Source organism: Acidibrevibacterium fodinaquatile (assembly GCF_003352165.1).
GTDB lineage: Bacteria > Pseudomonadota > Alphaproteobacteria > Acetobacterales > Acetobacteraceae > Acidibrevibacterium > Acidibrevibacterium fodinaquatile.
The window spans coordinates 1,461,441-1,483,311 of record NZ_CP029176.1 but is presented as its reverse complement, the minus strand read 5'-3'; the positions used below and the strand labels follow the sequence as shown (position 1 = coordinate 1,483,311).

Here is a 21,871-nt window from a genome sequence, read left to right as displayed (position 1 = left end):
GATCGCGCGCGTTCGCCCCGGCAAGCCTTCGCGGGGCCGCGCATGGCAGGGGTGCGGAGGGGGAAAGCTATCCCGCCGCCGCAAGCGCCGGAGTCGCGGCCGCATCCTCGGTGGGTGGGAGGCCAAGCGCCGCCTCGAGCGGGGCGAGCGCCGCGCCATAGACCCGCCAGCGGCCGATGGAGGACGAAAACAGCGGCCGGCGCACCTGGGCAACACTCGCCGTGCGCACGGTGCGGTCGGTTTCAAAAAAGCGAAGACAGATCTCGTCCCAAGGGAGGCCGCAAAACGCGACCAGCCGGCGCGCTTGGGCGGCGAGATCGGCGACGAAATCCTCATAGCGAAGATCGAGCAGCGTCTCCGCCGGCAACACCGCCCGCCAATGCGCCATCACCTGTTCATAGGCGCGGTAATAGCGGCCGAGCTCGCCAAGATCATAGGTGAAATCAAGCGCGCCGCTGAACAGTTTGGTAAAGCACGAAACACAGGTATCGCGCGGATCACGAAAGACATGCACGAATTTCGCCGCCGGCAATGCGCGATGGAGCAGGCCGAGATGGCGGAAATTGAGCGGCACCTTGTTGGTGATGCGCCGCATCCCGGGGGCCAGCGCCCGGATGCGAGCGAGATAATCCGCCGCCAACGCCCGAAATCCTGCCTCATCCAGCGTCTCGGGCGCCGGGAAGCGGGCCAGGGTCTTGTCGAGCGCATCCATCTCGTCGCCGCCATGAACGCCAGGCAAACTCGCCAGCACCTGCTCGACCAGGGTCGTCCCCGAGCGCGGCATACCGACGATGAAGATCGGCAGCGGATCGGGATCGCCGCCACCCGCGCGCACCAAGGGCGCGGGAAACCGTTCGGGAATCGCCGCTAACGCCGCGAGTTCGGCGGTTTCGTCATAGGTGATGAGGCTGCGCTTCAAGCCATTGCCGGCGAGGTAATGGGTCATCGCGACATCGTGGCGGCGGCAATCGCTCGCCGCCTTGGCCAGCGCGAAATGCGCATCGAGCCGCTGCTCCGGCGGAAACGCGGCAAGCCGCGCGGCGAGCCCGGCGAGCGCCCGCTCATCAGCGTCACCCGGCGTGAAGGTGATGATATCGGCGAGATAGCGATGATAGACGGGAACGAACGGCGAGAGCGCGATCGCCCGGCGAAGCGCCGCCCGCCCGCCCTCGAGATCGCCGAGCGCCGCCAGCGTGCTGCCGAGATTGCACCACGTGTTGGCCATGTCCGGGCGGAGAGCGAGAGCGCGGTGATAACAATCTCGCGCCGCCGCGAGAGCCCCCTCGGCATGGCGGAGGGTGCCGAGATTGTGATGGGTATCGGCGTAGTCCGGGGCGAGGCTGAGGGCGCGGCAGAGATAGCGCTCGGCCTCCGCAAAACGCCCGAGGGTCTTGAGCGCGACGCCGAGATTGTTCAATAGCGGGATATTGTCCGGGTTGCTCACGCGCACCCGCTCAAGGCAGGAAACCGCCTCCACCTCGCGGTGCTGCTCGATCAGGAAGGTGCCGAAATTGAACAGCGGGCTCGCGGCGCTGGGATCAAGGGCGATCGCGCGGCGATAGCTCGCCTCCGCGCCCGCCACATCGCCGAGCGCCTTCAAAACGCCCGCGAGATTATTATGCGCAACATTGAGACCAGGCGCGAGCGCGATCGCCGCGCGGAACCGCGCCGCCGCGTCATCGAGCCGGCCGAGTTTTTCGAGGACACTGCCATAATTGTTCAGCGCCTCGGGAAAGGCCGGGCGCAATGCCAGCACCCTCTCGAAAATGGCGGCCGCCTCGGCCAAGCGGCCAAGCCCGGCAAGCGCATTGGCGTAATTGTTACCGAGTTCGGGGTGGGTCGGAAAGCGCTTGACGCCACGCGCAAGCACCGCCGCCGCCGCCGCCGCATCCCCCGCGGCGAGCCGGCGCGCCGCCTCATGTGCGATACCGGCAGGATCGCCCGCCGCCGCCCGTCCCGACATACCGGCGGCGACGTCGTGCGCATGGGCCCGGCGTTGTTTGCGGTTGGCCTGCATCGTCGCGGGTTCTATCCTCACCGCTCCTAAGAAATCATTACCGTGAGGGAGGATGCGATGGCTCGCTTGGAAGGAAAAATCGCTTGGATCACCGGCGCCGGCAGTGGCATCGGCGCAGCCGCCGCGCGGGCGCTGGCCGCGGAGGGAGCGCATGTCGTCCTCAGCGGGCGGCGGCGCGAAAGCCTGGAAGCGGTGGCCGCCGACATTCCCGGCGCCAGCCTCGAGGCCGGCGATCTCGCCGACCCCGCGACCGCGCCGGCGATCGCCGCCGCCATCGCCAAACGCTTTGGCCGGCTCGATATTCTTGTCAACAATGCCGGGCTCAACGTGCTTCGCCGCGCCTGGGCGGAACTCTCCGCCGCCGGCGCTGACGAGGTGTTCGGCGCCAATCTCCACGCCGCCTTCTACTGCGTCATCGCGGTGCTGCCGATGATGCGGGCGCAGAAAGACGGGCTCCTGATCCACACCGCCTCCTTCGCCGGGCGCTTCGTGAGCCTGCTCAGTGGTCCCGCTTATTCCGCCGCCAAACATGCGGTGGTGGCGATGAGCCATAGTCTCAACATGGAGGAATGCGTGCATGGCATCCGTTCCACGGTGATCTGCCCGGGCGAGGTCGCAACCCCGATTCTCGACCGCCGCCCGGTGCCGGTGAGCGCCGAGGAGCGGGCGCGGATGCTCAAGGCTGAAGATTGTGCCGATCTCATCCGCTATGTCGCCTGTCTGCCGGCGTCGGTCTGTCTCAACGAGGTTTTGATCACCCCGACCTGGAATCGCGGCTATGTCGCCGCCCGCACCCGCGCCGCAGGGTGACGCTTGGTGCGATCATAGAAAAAGCTTCTTTTTCTGAAGAAAAAGAAGCAAAAAGACTTTCTCCCGCTTTCTTGGCGCGAAAGCCTGGAAGGGCTTGTTGGAGGGGTTATATTTTCGTTCACGTTCGTCGCCATACCGGTGACAAACTTTCGGCAAAGCCCACATCCCGCAGGCAGGCGAAACATTTTCAGCAGGAGAAGGCAGATGCTGATCCACAATCCGCGTGGCTGGGAACTCCCCGAACGGGCCGTGACACCGGAGGCCTTGGCCCTCGGCCGGCGGCACCTGATCGCGGGCGCCGCAGCCCTTGGCCTCGCGAGCCCCGCCGCCCGCGCCGACACCCCGCCCCCCTTGACCCCCGACCCGCGTTTTCCCCCGGGCCGCGCCCTGACCGCCGAAAAGGACGCCGAGACGTACAATAATTACTACGAGTTCAGCGACGATAAGGATCTCTGGGAGGACGCCAAGAGCCTGCCGCTGCGGCCCTGGACGATCGCGGTGGATGGCATGGTCGCCAAACCACAGACCTTCGCGATCGACGACATTCTGAACAAAATGCCGCAGGAAGAACGGATTTATCGCCATCGTTGCGTCGAAGCCTGGGCCATGACGGTGCCCTGGACAGGGTTTCCGCTGCGCCGCCTGCTCGCGGCTGTCGAGCCGCTCGGTTCGGCGAAATATGTCGTATTTCAGACCGCTATGCTCCCGAAAGTGATGCCCGGTCTCAGCCAACCCTGGTATCCCTGGCCCTATGTCGAGGGGCTGACGATCGACGAGGCTGAAAACGACCTCGCCTTCGTCGCGACCGGCCTCTACGGAAAGCCGCTGCCGCCTCAGAATGGCGGCCCGATCCGCCTCGTGGTGCCGTGGAAATACGGCTTCAAATCCGCGAAATCGCTGGTCAAGATCACGCTTTCCGACAAACGCCCGGCGGTGTTTTGGCAAAGCATTCAGCCGCGCGAATACGGGTTCTGGGCCAATGTCAACCCCAATGTCGCGCATCCCCGCTGGAGCCAGGCCAGCGAGCGCCTGCTCGGCAGCAATGAGCGCGTGCCAACCCAGATCTATAATGGCTATGGCGCCTTCGTCGCTTCGTTGTATGCTGATCGCATGACAGAACCACTTTTCATGTGAATGTCTTGCGTCCCTGCACGATCATCGCGGTCGGATTTTTCATCGCGGCCTTCGCGCTCGCGATCACGATCCCGCCGGACACGTCGCTGGCCGCGGTGCTCGCCCTGATCGACCCGCTCTTGCCCGGGCATATTCATGGCGTAATCGCCAATTACCTGCCGCCCTGGGTCTGGGTGGATGTCGCGTTGCCGCTCCTGCTACGCCCGGCTTGGCTGCTTCCGGCTACCATCGGCATCGTTTTCGGCGGCGCCGCGCTGACGCTGCACAGCACCGCGCAAACCCGCCGCTCCCGCCATCACCCGCGCTGAAAGGCCGGTTTGGCGGCCGTCAATCGCCCTGCGCGCAATAATTTTGTGTTATGTTTGCGTTAGAGAATCTTTAACCATTTGAGACCAGCCTCCAACCATCGAAGCTGAGCCCCGTGAGGGACATGGAGGCGCTTACATGTTAGCCCAAACGTCGCGTCGTAAGGCGCGGACTCGCAGTTGGGTGATTGGTGGCGTGACCGGGCTTTTGGTGGTCGCCGCGATCGCCGCCTGGATGATGGCCGAGATTGGTGTTTTAAGACAGGTTTCGCTTGCCGATATCAAAATCTTCCAGGACGTTACCGCAGCGCGCCTCGCGACCGCCGCCATCCGCGCGGACCATCTTTTCGCGGCTTTCCATGATGACGATCTCCGCAAGCCGGACCGGCTCGCACTGACCACACGCATGCTGCGCCTCGAAAGCGAGGCCGATCTCACCCAGGGGCTGTTTCTCTTCGACGCCGCTGGCCACCTCGTCGCCGCGACCGGCCTGCTCGCCGGCGACCGCACCTCCATTGCCGCCGAGCCCTGGTTCCATCAGGCGCTCGGCAATGCGGCCGCCGATGATGCGGCGGCGATTTCGGATGTGACACGCGACCCTTTGGGCGAGTCGGCGGATAAATTTCGCAGCGGCGCGCGCGGGGTCGTTCTCTATCGGCGGCTGGTCGATCCCTCGGGGGTGAAGGGGATCATCGGCACGTTTCTCGGCGAGGCCGCGCTTCGCCGCCTTCTGACCCCGTCCGGTCGGTTCGCCGGGCTCTCGGTCACGCTCGGTGAGGGTGACACGCGGATCGTTCTCGAGACGCCAGCACCCGCCCCGGCGCCGCCGCCGATGCGGGCAGCCCTCGCTTTCCTGCAACGCGCTTTCCGAGCGTTCGGCGTCGCGACCATCGTCGAAGGAAAGATCGTGCTGCCGCATTCGGCGCTCACCTGGTCGGCGACCGAAGATTACGTCGCCGCGATGTCTGCCGCGGACGGCCATCGCCTGCTCCGCAATGCCGTGAACGCCGCCCTCGGCATCGGGTGTGCAATCCTCGCCGCCTTTCTGTTCGGCCGCAGGATGGAACGGCGGCATTTGCAGGCGCTGGCCGCACCGGAATTGCGCGCCGCCGAGGAGCGCGAGCGCCATCTCGCCGCGTTCGATCCCTCGCCCGCGGTCTGGTTCTGGTTTCTCACCCGCGATGGCCGGGTAAGCGGTGTCGGCGGCAATATCCCGAAATGCATCGAAGACCGTGTGTATGGTCCGAACGGGCTGACGTCGGAACAGGATTTCGCGAAAATCGCCGGTCACATGGGCGAGCTGCCGGAGGCGTGGGAACGGCTTGTCACCGCGGTGCGGCAGGGCACCCCGTTCACCGATCTCGAAGTCGATTTCCTGCTCGGTGAAGGGCGGGTGCTGCGGCTTTCGCTGAGTGGTCAGCCGCAATATGGACCGGAAGGCGGATTCTGGGGCATCGCCCGCCCGGCGCCGGTGGCGCCGGTGCGGGTCGACGAAGAGCACACCGCGGCCCACGCCGGCCCGATCCCGACGAAGGGCGGTGAGAGTAGCAAAATGGCGGCGTGAGGCCGCGCCAGCGGTCAGGAGCCATCGCCGGCGGCGGATTGCATCCGGGTTTTCGCGCAAGCAAACCAGGCCGCGCCAGGGCTCCCCGCCGGTGGGAGATGCAGCGTCTGCTCCTGCGCCGAGGTGACGCTCATCGTGACGCTGCTGCCGCGTAGCATGAGGAGACTCTGCGCCAGCGCCGCCTTGCTTGGGGCGAGCCGGATCTCGAACTGGTGCGCCGGCGTCGCGTGTAAGCGCCATTGCCAGCTTTCGCCCTCCGCAACCACCTTGAGCAAAGGCGGTTGGCGGCGGGCGGCGCGGAGATAGGCGGCGATATCGGCGCCAGGCGCGGCATCGATCACGAGCGTGCCGTCATCGGCGACATCGAGACTGACCATCGCCGCGCCGGCGCTCGCTCTGGCGCGGCAGGCGCCATCACTGACTTCGAACGACCAGGCGGCATCGAGGGGCGGGCGTGGCTTCGTCGCCTGGCTCTTCGCCGGCGGCGCCGGCGGGACGGGCAGCGGGGCCGGCTCGGTTTGCGGCGGCGCCGGCGTGGTGGCCGGATTGCAGGCGAGCAGGGAGAGCAACGGCGCCACTGCGAGACCGCGCCACCATCCGTTTACATGATACGCTCTCATGGCGCTGAAATTCCTTGCCGTCATCGGCCCGCGCGGACCCTTGGAGCAAAAATTATACGCGTCTGCCGCTTTGAGTTGTAGAGAAAACCCAAGAACAAGCGCCAAAGGCGAAAGCGCGCCCGTCTCGGCGCGGCAAAGATTTGCCCGATTCGAGGCTTGCCTCTATGTGCAAGGGGGTCCGTGAAACGGGCTTATCCGTGGTCGGCTCGGAAAGGATCAAGGCGATGGCGCGTGAGGGGGAGAAGCTAGCATGACGACGCGTAAGGTTGCGACAGTGTTCGGCGGCGCCGGGTTCATTGGCCGCTACGTGGTCAAGCGTCTGGCGCAACGCGGCGTGGTGGTACGGATTGGCAGTCGCGACCCCGACAAGGCGCTGTTTTTGAAGCCGATGGGCGCGGTCGGGCAGATCGTGCCGCTCTATGCGCCGCTCGATGACGAAAAATCCGTCGCCCGCGCGGTCGAGGGCGCGGACATGGTGGTCAATCTGGTCGGCCTGCTCGCCGAGCGCCGGGCGGGCGATTTCGCGCGCGCCCATGCCGAGGGCGCGGAGCGGGTGGCAACGCTCGCGCGCGCCGCTGGCGTGCGCGGCCTCGTCCACGTCTCGGCGATCGGCGCCGATCCCGCGAGCCGGAGCCGCTACGCCGCGACCAAGGGCGAGGGGGAGGCAAGGGTGCGCGCCGCCTTCCCGACCGCGACCATTCTTCGCCCCTCGGTCGTGTTTGGGCCGGAGGACGAATTCTTCAACCGCCTCGGCCGGATCGCGCAGCTCTCGCCGGTCATGCCGGTGATCGCCGGTGAGACCCGGATGCAGCCGGTCTATGTCGGCGATGTCGCCGATGCGATCATGGTCGCGCTCGAAAATCCGGACGCCGCCGGTGGCATTTATGAGCTCGGCGGGCCGCGGGTCTGGCAGTTCCGCGAACTCGTTGCTTATGTGCTGAAAGCGACCGGCCGGCGGCGGAAACTGGTCTCGCTGCCGATGGCGCTGGTTGCGCTCGGCGCGGCACTCGCCGAGCATTTGCCAGGAAAGCCGCTCACCCGCGATCAGCTGCTTTTGCTGGCACGCGACAATGTCGTCGCACCAGGCGCCCCGGATTTGGCGACGCTTGGGATCACGCCAACCCCGGTCGAGCTGGTGGTTCCGGAGTATCTTCGCCTTTACCGCCGGGGCGGGGGACACATAATGCTGGCGAGTGTGTAAATTAGGTCCGATATGACCCCTATTTCGCTGCGGAGGTCCTGCGGACTTGGCGCGCACTGAAGGAAACTTGGCAAAATAATCACCAATCCGGACGTTTTGGCGCTTTTTCCTCTCGCATCCTAGCCTCGCCTGGTTTATAGAGCGGAACACCGACGTGACGCTGCGCGGTTTTCGCAACCAGGGAGTGGGGAATGCCCGAACGCATGCTGAAATTCGTCCATCTGTCGCAACAGATGCCGGATAAGCGTGACATTTCGGCCCGGCGCAGCGATTTCGAGGAGATCTACGCGCGTTTCGACCAGAAGGCGGCGGCGGCGCAGGCGAGTCGCTGCAGCCAATGCGGCGTGCCGTTCTGTTCGGTGCATTGCCCGCTCCACAACAATATTCCCGACTGGCTGAAACTCACCGCCGAGGGCCGGCTCGAGGAAGCCTACGCGCTCTCCAGCGCCACCAATAATTTTCCTGAGATTTGCGGCCGCATCTGCCCGCAGGATCGGCTCTGCGAGGGCAATTGCGTCATCGAGAAAGGCTTCGAAAGCGTCACCATCGGCGCCGTCGAGCGCTACATCACCGATACCGCCTTCGCCGAGGGCTGGGTTGCGCCGCGCCGGCCGGCGCGTGAACGCGGCCTCTCGGTCGGCATCATCGGCGCCGGCCCGGCCGGGCTCGCGGCGGCCGAGGAACTCCGCGCCCGGGGCTACGGCGTTCATGTCTATGATCGCCATGATCGGGTCGGCGGGCTGATGATCTATGGCATCCCCAATTTCAAGCTCGAAAAGGAGATCGTACTCCGGCGTTGGCGGCTCTTGGAAGCGGCGGGCATTCAGTTCCATACCAATGTCGCGATCGGGCGCGATCTCGCCTTCGCCGATCTCCGCGCCCGCCATGCCGCGATCCTGATCGCAACCGGGGTCTATCAACCACGCGAGATCGGCGGCCCCGGCGCCGGCCTGCCTGGCATCGTGCCCGCGCTCGACTATCTCATCACCGCCAACCGCAAAGGTCTTGGTGACGCCGTGCCGGATTTCGACTCTGGCACCCTGAATGCCGCCGGCAAGCGCGTCGTCGTCATCGGTGGCGGCGATACCGCGATGGATTGCGTGCGCACCGCGGTTCGCCAGGGTGCGCGCTCGGTGCAATGCCTCTATCGCCGCGATCGCGCCAACATGCCGGGCTCTCTCCGGGAGGTGAAAAACGCCGAGGAGGAGGGCGTGGAATTCCTCTGGCTCTCGGCGCCGGAAGCGTTCCTTGGTGACGACGGGGTGAGCGGGGTGCGCGCGACCCGCATGCGGCTCGGCCTCCCCGATGCCTCCGGGCGGCAGTCGGTCGAGCCGGTGACGGGCAGCCATTTCACCGTCCCCGCCGATCTCGTGATCAAGGCGCTCGGCTTCGATCCCGAACCCATCCCGGCGGCGTTCGGCGAGCCTGGTCTCGAAGTCACCCGCCACGGCACGCTCCGTATCCAGCCGCGTGACTTCATGACGTCTCTCCCCGGCGTCTTCGCCGCCGGCGATATCGTGCGCGGCGCCAGCCTCGTCGTTTGGGCGATCCGCGACGGGCGGGATGCGGCTTCGCGGATGCATGCCTGGCTCGAAGCGCAGGCGCCGGCACGCGAGGCGGCGGAATGATGCCCTCCCCTCCCCCGCTGCGGGCCGCGCTGAGGCGCGCCGCCGTCCTCGCCCTCATGCTCGCCGCCATCGCCCCGCGCCCGGCCGGCGCCGATGAGGCCGCCATGCGCGAGGCCACGGCGCTCGCCGACCTCACCGCCTCGGAAGCGACGATGGCGCCGGTGTTGGCCTTGATGCGCGAGCGCCTGATCACCATCCTCACCGCTGCCGGCGCGCCCTCGGTCGATGAAGCCGGCAAGATCGTCGATACTCTCCTGATGCCGGAATTTCGCGCCGGCCTCCCCGATCTCAAGCACCAGATCGCGATGATTTGGGCCGGCGCCCTCAGCGCCGCTGATCTCCGCGCCGTCACCGCTTTCTACCAAACCCCGGCCGGGCAGCATCTGCTCGCGGCAACGCCGGCGATCACCGGCAAAAGCATCCAGGCGGGCATGATTTGGGGCCAGAAAATCGCCCGCGACGCCGTCCAGAAACACGCCGACGAACTGCGCAAACGCGGCATCAGGGTCTGAGGAGCACGCCATGAGTGACGAAAGCGCCGCCGATTTCCTCCGCAGTTTCGCGGAAAATGCCGCCCGGCTCGGCGAAACCTATGCCCCCGCGCAAGAGCACGATGCCTGCGGCGTCGGGCTGGTCTGTGCCCTCGACGGCAAAAAGCGGCGCGACGTCGTCCAGGCCGGGATCGATGCCTTGCGCGCCGTCTGGCACCGCGGCGCGGTGGACGCCGACGGCAAGACCGGTGACGGCGCCGGCATCCATATCGAAATTCCGCAGGATTTCTTCATCGAGGCGGTCGAGCGCGGCGGCGACACACTGCGCTATCCCGGGCCGATCGCGGTCGGGCAGGTGTTCCTTCCGAAAACCGATCTCTCGGCGCAGGAGCGCTGTCGCGAAATCGTGGAAAGCGAAATCCTCGCCTTCGGCTATGCCATCTATGGCTGGCGGCAAGTGCCGATCAATGTCGATTGCATCGGTGAGAAAGCGAACGCGACCCGGCCCGAGATCGAGCAGATCATGATCGGCAACGCCCGCGATGCCGACCCCGCGACCTTCGAGCGCGACCTCTTCGTCATTCGCCGCCGGATCGAGAAACTCGCGCAGCAGGCGCAGATTCCCGAACTCTATTTCTGCTCCCTCTCGGCCCGCTCGATCATCTACAAGGGCATGTTCCTTGCCGAGAGTCTGACCGATTTCTATCCCGATCTTCTCGATCCGCGCTTCGTCTCGCGTTTCGCGATCTATCATCAGCGCTATTCGACCAACACCTTCCCGACCTGGCGGCTGGCGCAGCCATTTCGCATGCTCGCCCATAACGGCGAAATCAACACGCTCGCCGGCAACGTCAACTGGATGAAAAGCCATGAGACGCGGCTCGCGGCCGGTGCGCTCGATCCCTATCTCGACGACATCAAGCCGGTCGTGCAGGCCGGCGGCTCGGACACCGCGATCCTTGATAACGTCTTCGAACTTCTCGTCCATGCCGGGCGTGACGCGCCGATGGCGAAAGCGCTGATGATCCCGGCGAGCATCGGCCAGGACGCGACGATGCCCAAAGCGCATCGCGACATGTTTCTCTATTGCAACGCGGTGATGGAACCGTGGGATGGCCCGGCGGCGGTGACCGCGACCGATGGGCGCTGGGTGATCGCCGGGCTCGACCGCAACGGCTTGCGCCCGCTGCGTTACACCATCACCCGCGATCATCTCCTCATCGTCGGCTCGGAGACCGGCATGGTGAAGCTCGACGAGGTCGAGATCGTCGAAAAGGGTCGCGTCGGCCCCGGCCAGACCATCGCGGTCGATCTCGATCACGCGCGTTTCTATGGCGATGCCGAATTGAAGGACCGGCTCGCTGCGCGCCAGAATTTTGGCGCCTGGGTCAAGCATATTCGCGAAATCGACCATATCGTTCGCGCCGATGCAACGGAACCGGTGGCCTTCACCGGCGAGGCGCTGCGGCGCCGGCAGATCGCGGTTGGGGTGTCGCTCGAAGACCTCGAACTGATCCTCCATCCGATGGTCGAGGAGGCGAACGAGGCCATCGGCTCGATGGGTGATGACACCCCGATCGCGGTGCTGTCGGAGCGCTATCGTGGCCTTCATCATTTTTTCCGCCAAGCCTTCAGCCAGGTGACCAACCCGCCGATCGACAGTCTGCGCGAAACCCGGGTGATGTCGCTCAAGACCCGGCTCGGCAATCTCGGCAATGTGCTCGACGAGGATGCCAGCCAGTGCGATCTCCTGCAGCTCGAAAGCCCGGTGCTTTCGAACGCCGAATTCCAGGCGATGGCGGCCTATATGGGGACCTCGGCCGTCATCGTCGATGCCACGTTTCCGGTGAGCGATGGTGAGGCTGGTCTTCGCGCCGCGCTCGATCGCATCCGCAGCGAAGCCGAGGAAGGTGTCCGCGCCGGTGCGACCCATGTCATTCTGACCGATGAGGCGCAGTCTGAGGCGCGAGCGCCGATCCCGATGATCTTGGCGACCGGCGCGGTTCACACCCATCTCGTGCGCCAAAGTTTGCGCACCTTCACGTCGCTCAATGTCCGCGCCGGCGAATGCCATGACGTGCATTATTTCGCCGTGCTCATCGGCGTCGGCGCGACGACGGTCAACGCCTATCTCGCGCAGGAAGCGATCGCGGACCGCCAGCGGCGCGGCTTGTTCGGTGACATGTCGCTTAAAACCGCTGTCCAGCGCTATAAGAAAGCAGTCGATAAGGGATTGCTGAAAGTGATGTCGAAAATGGGCATCGCGGTGATCTCATCCTATCGCGGCGGCTATAATTTCGAAGCGATCGGCCTTTCGCGTGCTCTGGTCGCGGAATTCTTTCCCGGTATGCCATCGCGCATTTCCGGGATCGGGCTCGCCGGCATCGCCCGCCGGGTTCTCGATCTGCACAAGAGCGCGTGGCAGGGCGAGGCGGGCACGCTGCCGATCGGCGGGCTTTATAAGCTCCGCCGCCGCGGCGAGGTGCATGGGTTCGAGGCTGGTCTGATCCACACGCTGCAAACCGCGGTCGCGACCGACAGCTACACCACCTATCGCCGCTATGCCGAGATGGTGCGCAAGATGCCGCCGATCGCCCTTCGCGATCTCCTCGATTTCCGCGCCGGCCGCACGCCGATTGCGATCGACGAGGTGGAAAGCATCACGGAGATCAGAAAGCGCCTGCTGGCACCAGGGATTTCGCTCGGCGCCCTGAGCCCGGAGGCGCATGAGACGCTCTCGATCGCGATGAACAGGATCGGCGCGCGCTCCGATTCGGGCGAAGGCGGCGAGGACCCGAATCGCGCCATGCCACGCCCGAACGGTGACAATGCCTCGTCCGCGATCAAGCAGATCGCCTCAGGGAGATTCGGTGTCACCGCCGAATATCTCAATAATTGCCGCGAGATCGAGATCAAAGTGGCGCAAGGCGCCAAACCCGGCGAGGGCGGACAATTGCCTGGCTTCAAGGTGACGGAACTGATCGCGAAACTCCGCCATTCGACGCCGGGCGTCATGCTGATCAGCCCGCCGCCGCATCACGATATCTATTCGATCGAGGATCTGGCGCAGCTCATCTATGATCTGAAGCAGATCAACCCGGACGCCACGGTTTGCGTCAAGCTCGTCGCGCGAAGCGGCATCGGCACCATCGCCGCCGGGGTCGCGAAAGCGAAAGCGGATGCGATCCTGATCTCGGGTCATGCCGGCGGCACCGGCGCGAGTCCGCAAAGCTCGATCAAATATGCCGGGCTGCCGTGGGAGATGGGGCTTTCGGAGACGCATCAGGTTCTGATGCTCAACCGCTTGCGCCATCGCGTGAAGCTGCGCACCGATGGCGGCATCAAGACCGGGCGCGACGTGGTGATCGCGGCGATGCTGGGGGCGGAGGAATTCGGCATCGGCACCACCTCGCTCATCGCCATGGGCTGCATCATGGTGCGGCAATGCCATTCCAATACCTGCCCGGTCGGCGTCTGCACGCAGGATGAAGCGCTGCGCGCCAAGTTCGAAGGCTCGCCGGAGAAGGTGATCAACCTGTTCTCCTTCATCGCCGAGGATGTGCGCGGCATTCTCGCATCCCTCGGCGTGCGCTCGCTCGCCGAAGTCATCGGCCGCACCGACATGCTGCATCAGGTCAGCCGCGGCGCCGAAATTCTCGATGATCTCGATCTCAACCCGCTTTTGGTGCAAGCCGATCCCGGCCCCTATGCGCGCTATTGCACGGTGAGCGGGCGGAACGAGGTGCCGGAGACGCTGGACGCACAGATGATCGCCGACGCCGCGGCGTTTTTCGAGCACGGCGAGAAGATGCAGTTGCAATACACGATCCGCAACACCCATCGCGCCGTCGGCACCAAATTCTCCTCGAAGATCGTCCGCAAGCTCGGCCGCGCGCAGTTGCAGCCCGATCACGTCACGGTGCGTCTGCGCGGCTCGGCCGGCCAATCGCTCGGCGCGTTCGCGGTGCGCGGGTTGAAACTCGAAGTCTTCGGCGACGCCAACGACTATGTCGGCAAGGGGCTTTCCGGGGCGACGATCGTCGTGCGCCCGGCGCCGTCTTCGACATTGCACAGCCCCGACAACACCATCATCGGCAATACCGTGCTCTATGGCGCGACCGCCGGCGCCTTGTTCGCGGCCGGCCAGGCGGGCGAGCGTTTCGCGGTGCGCAATTCCGGCGCGATCGCGGTGGTCGAGGGCTGCGGCGCCAATGGCTGCGAATATATGACCGGCGGCACGGTGGTCATTCTCGGCGCGGTTGGCGATAATTTCGGCGCCGGGTTCACCGGCGGCATGGCGTTCGTCTATGACCCGGCGGCATTGTTCGAAAAGCGGCTCAATCCTGAGACGTTGTCGTGGCAGCGCGTTACGACCGGCCATTGGGAAGCCGAATTGCGCGCCCTGATTGCCCGCCATGTCGAGGAAACCGCGAGCCGCTACGCCGCCATGATCCTCCACGATTGGGACCGCGCGCTGCCGCATTTCTGGCAGGTGGTGCCGAAGGATTACGTGAAATACCTGTCAGCCCCGCTCACCGCGGAGATGGCGGAACGCGCCTGAGCTGCGGCCCGTGAAGCGGCATTAGACAACGCGGTCGCCGCCCATTAAGAGTCCCTTTCAAAACCTTCCCTCCAGAGCCCGGAGGGCGATGAGGGAGCAAGCGATGCTTGTAAACGCGCTGTGGATATCGATGCGCCGCTCGTAGCGGATGGTGAGACGCCGGAAGCGATTGAGCCAGGCGAAGGTGCGTTCGATGACCCAGCGATAGCGGCCGAGACGCTCGCTGGTCTCGACGCCGCGCCGGGCGATGCGCGGCGTGATGCCTCGCTGCCGGCAGGCGCGGCGGCAGCGGCGATGATCATAGGCCTTGTCCGCGTGCAGCTTTCTCGGCCTGCGCCGCGGCCGGCCGCGCTTGCCGCGGATCGCTGGGATCGCATCGAGCATCTGCTCGAAGGGCACGCTGTCATGCACATTGGCCCCGGTCAGGGCGAACGTGAGCGGGATACCGTGACGGTCCGTGACGAGGTGGCGTTTCGTGCCGGGACGGCCCCGATCGGTCGGGTTCGGCCCGGTCGCGGCACCCCCTTTTTTGCCGCGATGGAGGAACTGTCCAGCGCGGCCCGGCTCCAGTCGATGCGGTTGGCGTCTTGCAAGCGGCGCAGCAACTCGCGGTGCAACCGCTCCCAGACGCCGGCCGCTTGCCAGTCGCGCAGGCGCCGCCAGCAGGTTACCCCAGAGCCGCAGCCCATCTCGCGAGGCAACATCTCCCAGGGAATGCCGCTGCGTAGCACAAACAGAATGCCCGTCAGCGCGGCGCGTGCCGAGATCGGCGGCCGGCCACCCTTTGGCCGCGGGCGCGGCGGAGGGAGCAAGGGCTCGAGGATCGACCACAGGCTGTCGGAGAGTTGGGGCGCGGGCATGCCCCTTCATGAATCAAATTGAATCAAGGTACAAGCGGTTTTGAAAGGGGCTCTAAAGAGAGCGCGCCGGTCTCCGCCAGGGCTGGCGCGCTTTTTTGAACAGAGCGCCAAGCGCTTTCATCCCTCTTCGACGCCAAAGGAAACGTCTCGTGCAGCACGTCGTTCCAGGTGATGTCGCCTGGGTTCTGGTCAGCACTGTGCTCGTGCTCCTGATGACCGTGCCCGGTCTCGCCCTCTTTTATGCCGGCATGGTCCGCAAGAAGAACGTGCTGGCGATCATGATGCAATCCTTCACCTTGTGCGCCGCGATGACCGTCCTTTGGATGATCGCCGGCTATTCGCTGGCCTTCACCAACGGCAATGCTTGGCTCGGTGATTTCTCGCGGCTGTTCCTCAACGGACTCGCCGAGACCTGGGACAAGCCGTTCACGCTTGGCGCCGGAACCGACGCCGCGCAGCCGATGACCATTCCCGAAACGGTATTTCTGATGTTCCAGATGGCGTTTGCCATCATCACCCCGGCGGTGGTGACCGGAAGCTGCGCCGATCGGATGAAATTTTCAGCGCTACTCATGTTTTTCGCGCTCTGGTCGCTGGTGGTCTATGCCCCGCTCGCGCATTGGGTTTGGGCGCCGACCGGGTGGCTTGCCCGCCTCGGGGTCGCGGATTTTGCTGGCGGCACGGTGGTGGAAATCAATTGCGGCATTTCCGGCCTGGTCTGCGCGCTGATGCTCGGCCGACGCATCGGGTATGGGCAGGAAAACATGGCGCCGTGGAATCTGAGCTATGCGGTGATCGGCGCCTCGCTGCTTTGGGTGGGCTGGATGGGTTTCAATTCCGGCGGCGCGTTCGGGGCCAACGCGCGCGCCGGCCTTGCGGTGCTGGTGACCCAGATCGCCGCCGCCGCCGGCACCTTGAGCTGGATCTTCTGCGAATGGCTTCTACGCGGCAAACCCTCGGTTCTCGGCGCGATTTCGGGGGCGGTGGCGGGGCTCGTCGCGATCACCCCGGCGGCCGGTTTCGTGCTTCCTGGCCCCGCGCTCGGCATCGGCTTGGTCGCCGGGACGGCGTGTTTCTGGAGCGCGACCAGCCTCAAGGCAGCGCTCCGCTATGATGACAGTCTTGACGCGTTCGGTGTCCACGGCGTCGGCGGCATCATCGGCACCCTCGCCACCGGCTGGTTCGCTTTCGCACCGCTCAGCGCATCGCCGGACAGCGCCATCGGCGGCTATGCCGGCGGCCTGCCGCTGCTCCGTGTCCAGGCGATCGCGGTCCTCGCAACCATCATCTGGTCGGGTGCTGCGAGCTGGGTGCTGTTGAAGATCACCGATCTCGTCCTCGGCCTCCGTGTCACCCGCGACCAGGAGCGCGAGGGGCTCGATATCGCGCTTCACGGCGAGCAGGTTTTCTGACCCTCGATCGCCCGCTCGGCATCGGATCGCCGCCGCCGTTATCGATCGCTCACACCGCGCAACGTTGTGACGGCGGTCTTGGTCTCGTCCTGCATGGCCGCGATCTGGGTGGAGATTTCCTCCGTCGCGCGGGCGGCCGGGCGACCTCTTGATGGATTTCAGCCGCGCCCGAGGAACGGCATCTTGGTCGCCATCACGGTCACGAACTGAATATTGGCGTCGAGCGACAGGCTCGCCATGAACGCGACCGAACGGGCAACGTTCTCGACATCCATCAGCGGCTCGGCGGCGATGCGGCCATCGGCCTGGATGACGCCGTGCTTCATGCGCGCCGCCATTTCGGTCTCGGCATTGCCGATATCGATCTGGCCGCAGGCGATGTCGTATTTGCGGCCGTCGAGCGAGAGGGATTTGGTGAGCCCGGTGATCGCGTGCTTGGTTGACGTATAGGCGACCGAGTTGGGGCGCGGCGCGTGCGCCGAAATCGAGCCGTTATTGATGATCCGGCCGCCTTGCGGGCTCTGCGCCTTCATCATGCGAAACGCCGCCTGGGCGCAGAGAAACGCCCCGGTGAGGTTGATCGCGACCACCTTCGCCCAATCCTCGTAGGCGAGATCCTCGAGCAGCACGCCGGGGGCATTGATCCCGGCATTGTTGAACAAAAGATCGAGCCGGCCGCATTCCCGCCCGATCGTCGCAAACAACGCCGAAACCGAGGCCGGATCGGCGACATCGGCTTCGATCACAAGGCCGCGCCCGGGCGGGAGCAGCGCCTTTGTCTCCTCGAGCGCCGCGCGCCGGCGCCCGGCGAGCGCCACGACGAAGCCGGCTTCCGCCAGCGCCCGCGCCGAAGCCCGGCCGACGCCGCTCCCCGCCCCCGTCACCAAGGCGACCCGATCCTTGCCGCTCATCGTTTATCCTCCGTCTCGATCCAGGTTTTTTCGAAATCATACACCGCCGGGAACCCCATCAGGGCATTCATCGCGGCGAAGGGATAAAGCGCCACCCCCTGGCTCGACCCGGTTTCGGCAAGCGTGCGATAGGCGCCGGCCACGGCCAGAGCGGCGGCGAGGAACCCGGTCGCGGGATAAAGCGCGATCTTGAAGCCAAGCCCCTGCAAGTCGGCGGCGGCGAGCACCGGCGTCCGCCCACCTTCGACCAGATTGGCAAGCAGATGGGCGCCGCGGAAGGTCTCGCCGATGCGGCGGAGATCCTCGAGGCTTTCCGGGCTCTCGATGAACAGGATATCGGCGCCGGCTTCGAGAAACCGCTCGCCGCGCCGGAGCGCTTCGTCGAGCCCCAAAACGCCGGCGGCATCGGTGCGGGCGACGATGAGGAAATCGCGATCGGGGCGAGCGCTGGCGGCCACGCGCACCCTTCGTTCGGCATCGGCGGCGGCAACCACCCGGCGATGCGGCGTGTGGCCGCATTTTTTGGGAAATTCCTGATCCTCGATCTGAATCCCCGCCGCCCCCGCCCGCGCATACTGGCGCACGGTGCGATCGACATTGAGCAAACCGCCATAGCCGGTATCGCCATCGGCGATGAACGGCAGCGAAACCGCGCCAGCCAGCATGCGCACGCGATCGAGCATCTCGCTGCCCGAAACCAGGCCGGCATCGGGGAGGCCAAACGCGGAGGCGGCAACGCCGTAGCCGGTCATGTAAAGGGCGGAAAACCCCGCCTTTTCAGCGAGCCGCGCGGAAATGCCATCGTAAACGCCGGGCAGCGTGAGCAGACCAGGGGATGCGAGCAAGGCGCGGAGTTTTTGGCCGGCGGACATCATGGGTTTCCTCTCCGACCCAGGGTTTCGCGTCCCGCCTTGCTTGTCAATCCGGCGAAATCGCCTCCAATTGCCGCCCGCCGGTCGCCGGGCCAAAGACACCAATCGCGATCATCACCCCCGCCATCGCCGCGGCGATGAACACGAACACCGCGGGCACGCCGCCGAGATGAAGGAGAGCGGCGATGAGGAAACTGACGAACACCGCCGATAACCGGCTCCAGGAATAGACGAAGCCGACGGCGCGCGCCCGCACCCGCGTCGGATAAAGCTCGCTCTGATAAGCGTGAAAGGAAAACGAGAGAATATTGTTCGCCAGCGTGAGGACAACGCCACAGACAATAAGGCCGGGAATGGTGCGCTGGGCGGCAAACGCGAGGCCGGCGGCGGCGATTCCGAGGGCCGCGAAGACGATCTGCCATTTGCGCTCGATGCGGTCGGCGAAGACAAGCCCGAGCGCCGGGCCGAACGGATTGGCGATCGCAATCACGAAGGCATAAAGCAGGCTATGGCCAATCGCGATGCCTTGTTCGGCGATCAGCGTCGGGACCCAGCTCGCGAAGCCGTAAAACCCGATGGTCTGGAGAAACTGGAACACCATCAGCATGATGGTGCGCGCGCGATAGGGTGGGCGCCAGATTTCGGCGAAATGCCCGGCCGCCGCGACCTCCTCGATGGCATCGCGCAGCGGCAAAGGCAGTGCCGCGCCGCCGCGATCGGCGATCACGCGCGCTTCGAGGGCCGCGGTGATCCGCTCGGCCTCGGCCAATCGCCCCTTTCCCGCGAGCCAGCGCGGGCTTTCCGGAAGACCGCGGCGGAGCAGCCAGACGACGGCGGCACCGAGCGCGCCGATCAAAACGACGATCCGCCAGCCCGAGAGGCCAAACACCGTGCGCGGCACCAATTGCCACGAAAGCAGGGCGACCACCGGCACGGCGGAAAACTGCATCACCTGGTTGAACGCGAAAGCGCGGCCGCGCACGTCTTTCGGGACTAGCTCGGCGAGATAGGTGTCGATGGTCACCAGCTCGATGCCGATGCCGATGCCAGCGATGAGGCGCCAGACGAGCAAGCCGGCGGGCGTCTGTTGAAACGCCATGATCGCGGTGCAGAGGCTGTACCAAAGCAGCGCGGCGGTGAAGATCGGTCGGCGGCCGAACCGGTCGGCGACGAAGCCGAAGCCGATGGTGCCGAGAAAGAGGCCGCCGAAGGTCGCGGCGACGAAAGCCGCGGGGCCGGCGAAAATCCCGACCCGGACATGGGCGAGCAGCCCGTCCCTGACCAGCCCGGGCACGACATAGCCGGTGAAGAAAAGATCATAGAACTCGAACATGCCGCCGATCGACAGCAGCGCCGCCAGGCGCCAGATGGTTTTCGTCGCCGGCAGCCGGTCGAGCCGCGCGGTGATCGCGAGACGCGTCTCCTCGTGCTTTCCCTCGGTCATCGCGTTCCCCCTTCTCGCGTCATTCTGGGCCGGCATGGCGGGTTTGACCAGCCCGCGCCCAGGTCCGGGCTTGTGCGCCCTCGCCGGCCGCGCCATTTAGCCGGCCATGACCCAGAACCCTTCCCCCCATGATCCCGTCGGCTGGCATGGCACCACCATCCTCTGCGTTCGCGGCAAAGGCGGCGTCGCGATGGCCGGTGACGGCCAGGTGAGCCTCGGCCAGACGGTGATCAAGGCCAATGCCCGCAAGGTGCGGCGCATCGGCCCCTCGGGCGGCGTGCTCGCCGGTTTCGCCGGCGCCACCGCCGATGCCTTCACCCTGCTCGAACGGCTCGAGGCCAAGCTCGAACGCTTTCCCGGCCAGTTGGAGCGTGCCTGCGTCGAACTCGCCAAAGATTGGCGGACCGACCGCTATCTCCGCCGGCTGGAGGCGATGATGGCGGTCGCGGACGCCGAACGGAGCTTTACCCTGACCGGCAATGGCGATGTGCTGGAACCCTCGGACGGCGTCATCGGCATCGGCTCGGGCGGCAATTACGCGCTCGCCGCGGCGCGCGCGCTCATCGACATTCCGGGATTGAGCGCCGAAGACGTCGCCCGCCGCGCCATGGCGATCGCCGCCGAGATCTGCGTCTATACCAATCACAACGTCATCATCGAGACCATCGGGGAGGCCGGCTGATGGAGGTACCAACCTATTCGCCGCGCGAGATCGTCTCCGAACTCGACCGTTTCATCGTCGGCCAGAACGAGGCCAAGCGCGCCGTCGCCATTGCGCTCCGCAACCGCTGGCGGCGCCAGCATTTGCCGGAGGCGCTGCGGGAAGAGGTGGTGCCGAAAAACATCCTGATGATCGGCCCGACCGGCTGCGGCAAGACCGAAATCGCCCGCCGTCTCGCCAAACTCGCGCAGGCGCCGTTCCTCAAGGTCGAGGCGACCAAGTTCACCGAGGTCGGCTATGTCGGGCGCGATGTCGACCAAATCGTGCGCGACCTCGTCGATGTCTCGCTCGCGATGCTGCGCGAGGCCTCGCGGCGCGAGGTCGAGGCCAAGGCCGAACTCGCCGCCGAAGAGCGGCTGATTACCGCGCTCGTCGGCGAACGCGCCTCCGCCGACACCAGAAGCCAGTTCCGCCGGCGCCTCCGCGATGGCGAATTCGAGGACAAAGAAATCGAAATCAGCCTTTCTGAGGCGCCCGGGCTGCCGATCGGCCAGATCGACCTCCCCGGCATGCCGCCCGGGCAAATGATCAATCTCTCGGAGATGATGAAGGGCATGCTCGGGCGCCAGCCGCAGGCGCGGCGGATGAAGCTCGCCGAGGCGCGCCGCGCGCTGTTGCGCGAGGAAGCCGACAAGCTGCTCGACAATGACCGTCTCGCCAAGGACGCGCTGGCGCATGCCGAGAATAACGGCATCGTTTTCCTCGACGAGATCGACAAGATCTGCGCCCGCACCAGCGAGGGCGGGTTTCGCGGCGGCGACGTCTCGCGCGAAGGCGTCCAGCGTGATCTGCTGCCGCTGATCGAAGGCACCACCGTCAACACCAAATACGGCCCGGCCAAGACCGACCATATCCTGTTCATCGCCTCCGGTGCCTTCCATCTCGCCAAACCTTCCGATCTGCTGCCGGAATTGCAGGGGCGCTTGCCGATCCGGGTCGAACTCGCCGGGCTCAGCCGCGCCGATCTCCGCCGCATCCTGACCGAGCCCGAGCATTCGCTCCTCAAGCAATCGGCGGCGCTGATGGCGACCGAGCGGGTGGAGCTGGTGTTCGAGGACGGGGCGATCGAGGCGCTCGCCGAGCTTGCCGCCGACATCAATGACCGGATCGAGAATATCGGCGCGCGGAGACTCCATACCGTCCTCGAAAAACTGCTCGAGGAGATCAGCTTCACCGCCTCTGACCGCGCCGGCGAGACCATCACCATCACCGCCGAGTATGTCCGCGAGCGGGTGACGCCGCTCGCCGCGCGCGGCGATCTCAGCCGGTTCATCCTGTAGGCGGCTTCTGCCTCGCGGCGCGATCGGGTAAGAGTCCGCC

General features: G+C 65.8%; 17 protein-coding genes. 11 read left to right on the top strand and 6 right to left on the bottom strand.

All coding sequences use genetic code 11. The features are described 5' to 3' along the window. Positions 1-67 precede the first annotated feature (67 nt). The gene (locus tag DEF76_RS07140) at positions 68-2,038 is read right to left on the bottom strand and encodes a tetratricopeptide repeat-containing sulfotransferase family protein (RefSeq protein ID WP_162800525.1); all 1,971 of its coding nucleotides are present in this window, start codon (positions 2,036-2,038) and stop codon (positions 68-70) included. A 36-nt stretch (positions 2,039-2,074) separates the two neighbouring features. Between DEF76_RS07140 and DEF76_RS07135 the strand changes: the two genes are divergently transcribed. The 4 genes from DEF76_RS07135 (at position 2,075) to DEF76_RS07120 (ending at position 5,830) form a co-directional block, all read left to right on the top strand. Continuing rightward, a complete protein-coding gene (locus tag DEF76_RS07135) occupies positions 2,075-2,827 on the top strand; it encodes an SDR family oxidoreductase (protein ID WP_114911741.1) in 753 nt (250 codons plus the stop codon). 204 nt (positions 2,828-3,031) lie between these two features. Continuing rightward, entirely contained in the window at positions 3,032-3,961 is a 930-nt protein-coding gene (msrP, locus tag DEF76_RS07130) for a protein-methionine-sulfoxide reductase catalytic subunit MsrP (protein WP_114911740.1), read from the top strand. Next, positions 3,958-4,269 (top strand): hypothetical protein, encoded by a 312-nt coding sequence (locus tag DEF76_RS07125; protein WP_114911739.1) that lies wholly within the window; start codon positions 3,958-3,960, stop codon positions 4,267-4,269. Before msrP ends, DEF76_RS07125 begins: the two co-directional genes overlap by 4 nt. Positions 4,270-4,405: 136 nt before the next feature. After that, positions 4,406-5,830, top strand: a complete 1,425-nt coding sequence (locus DEF76_RS07120) for a PDC sensor domain-containing protein (RefSeq protein ID WP_162800524.1) — start codon at positions 4,406-4,408, stop codon at positions 5,828-5,830. Between the two features lie 14 nt (positions 5,831-5,844). Here the strand turns inward: DEF76_RS07120 and DEF76_RS07115 are convergent, their stop codons facing one another. Next, entirely contained in the window at positions 5,845-6,450 is a 606-nt protein-coding gene (locus DEF76_RS07115) for a hypothetical protein (protein ID WP_162800523.1), read from the bottom strand. Between the two features lie 250 nt (positions 6,451-6,700). On the opposite strand from DEF76_RS07115, the gene DEF76_RS07110 reads away from it, so the two are divergent. From DEF76_RS07110 to gltB, 4 genes are all read left to right on the top strand, one after another. Further along, entirely contained in the window at positions 6,701-7,651 is a 951-nt protein-coding gene (locus tag DEF76_RS07110; protein WP_114911736.1) for a complex I NDUFA9 subunit family protein, read from the top strand. Between the two features lie 191 nt (positions 7,652-7,842). Continuing rightward, positions 7,843-9,279 (top strand): NAD(P)-dependent oxidoreductase, encoded by a 1,437-nt coding sequence (locus DEF76_RS07105; protein ID WP_114911735.1) that lies wholly within the window; start codon positions 7,843-7,845, stop codon positions 9,277-9,279. Continuing rightward, on the top strand, positions 9,279-9,791 hold the full coding sequence (locus DEF76_RS07100; RefSeq protein WP_162800522.1) for a DUF2059 domain-containing protein: 513 nt from the start codon (positions 9,279-9,281) through the stop codon (positions 9,789-9,791). Before DEF76_RS07105 ends, DEF76_RS07100 begins: the two co-directional genes overlap by 1 nt. A gap of 10 nt (positions 9,792-9,801) precedes the next feature. Beyond that, the gene (gene gltB, locus DEF76_RS07095; RefSeq protein WP_114911733.1) at positions 9,802-14,331 is read left to right on the top strand and encodes a glutamate synthase large subunit; all 4,530 of its coding nucleotides are present in this window, start codon (positions 9,802-9,804) and stop codon (positions 14,329-14,331) included. A 57-nt stretch (positions 14,332-14,388) separates the two neighbouring features. Here gltB and DEF76_RS07090 read toward each other — a convergent pair. Then, a protein-coding gene (locus DEF76_RS07090) for an IS5 family transposase (RefSeq protein ID WP_408842723.1) occupies positions 14,389-15,191 on the bottom strand; the annotation gives its coding sequence in 2 pieces (ribosomal slippage) (positions 14,389-14,864 and positions 14,864-15,191; 804 coding nt in all). A 149-nt stretch (positions 15,192-15,340) separates the two neighbouring features. On the opposite strand from DEF76_RS07090, the gene DEF76_RS07085 reads away from it, so the two are divergent. Further along, on the top strand, positions 15,341-16,603 hold the full coding sequence (locus tag DEF76_RS07085; protein ID WP_114911731.1) for an ammonium transporter: 1,263 nt from the start codon (positions 15,341-15,343) through the stop codon (positions 16,601-16,603). Positions 16,604-16,761: 158 nt separating this feature from the next. Here DEF76_RS07085 and DEF76_RS07080 read toward each other — a convergent pair whose 3' ends face one another. The 3 genes from DEF76_RS07080 to DEF76_RS07070 are packed head-to-tail and all read right to left on the bottom strand — an operon-like array spanning position 16,762 to position 19,830. Next, entirely contained in the window at positions 16,762-17,514 is a 753-nt protein-coding gene (locus DEF76_RS07080; protein ID WP_114911730.1) for an SDR family oxidoreductase, read from the bottom strand. Continuing rightward, entirely contained in the window at positions 17,511-18,386 is an 876-nt protein-coding gene (locus tag DEF76_RS07075; RefSeq protein WP_114913734.1) for an isocitrate lyase/PEP mutase family protein, read from the bottom strand. The genes DEF76_RS07080 and DEF76_RS07075 overlap by 4 nt, the downstream gene beginning before the upstream one ends. A gap of 46 nt (positions 18,387-18,432) precedes the next feature. Then, positions 18,433-19,830, bottom strand: coding sequence for an MFS transporter (locus tag DEF76_RS07070; RefSeq protein ID WP_114911729.1), 1,398 nt, complete (start codon positions 19,828-19,830; stop codon positions 18,433-18,435). A gap of 106 nt (positions 19,831-19,936) precedes the next feature. Here DEF76_RS07070 and hslV point away from each other — a divergent pair, with 106 nt between their 5' ends. After that, entirely contained in the window at positions 19,937-20,512 is a 576-nt protein-coding gene (gene hslV, locus DEF76_RS07065; RefSeq protein WP_114911728.1) for an ATP-dependent protease subunit HslV, read from the top strand. Beyond that, the gene (hslU, locus tag DEF76_RS07060) at positions 20,512-21,831 is read left to right on the top strand and encodes an ATP-dependent protease ATPase subunit HslU (protein WP_114911727.1); all 1,320 of its coding nucleotides are present in this window, start codon (positions 20,512-20,514) and stop codon (positions 21,829-21,831) included. Before hslV ends, hslU begins: the two co-directional genes overlap by 1 nt. Positions 21,832-21,871 lie beyond the last annotated feature (40 nt).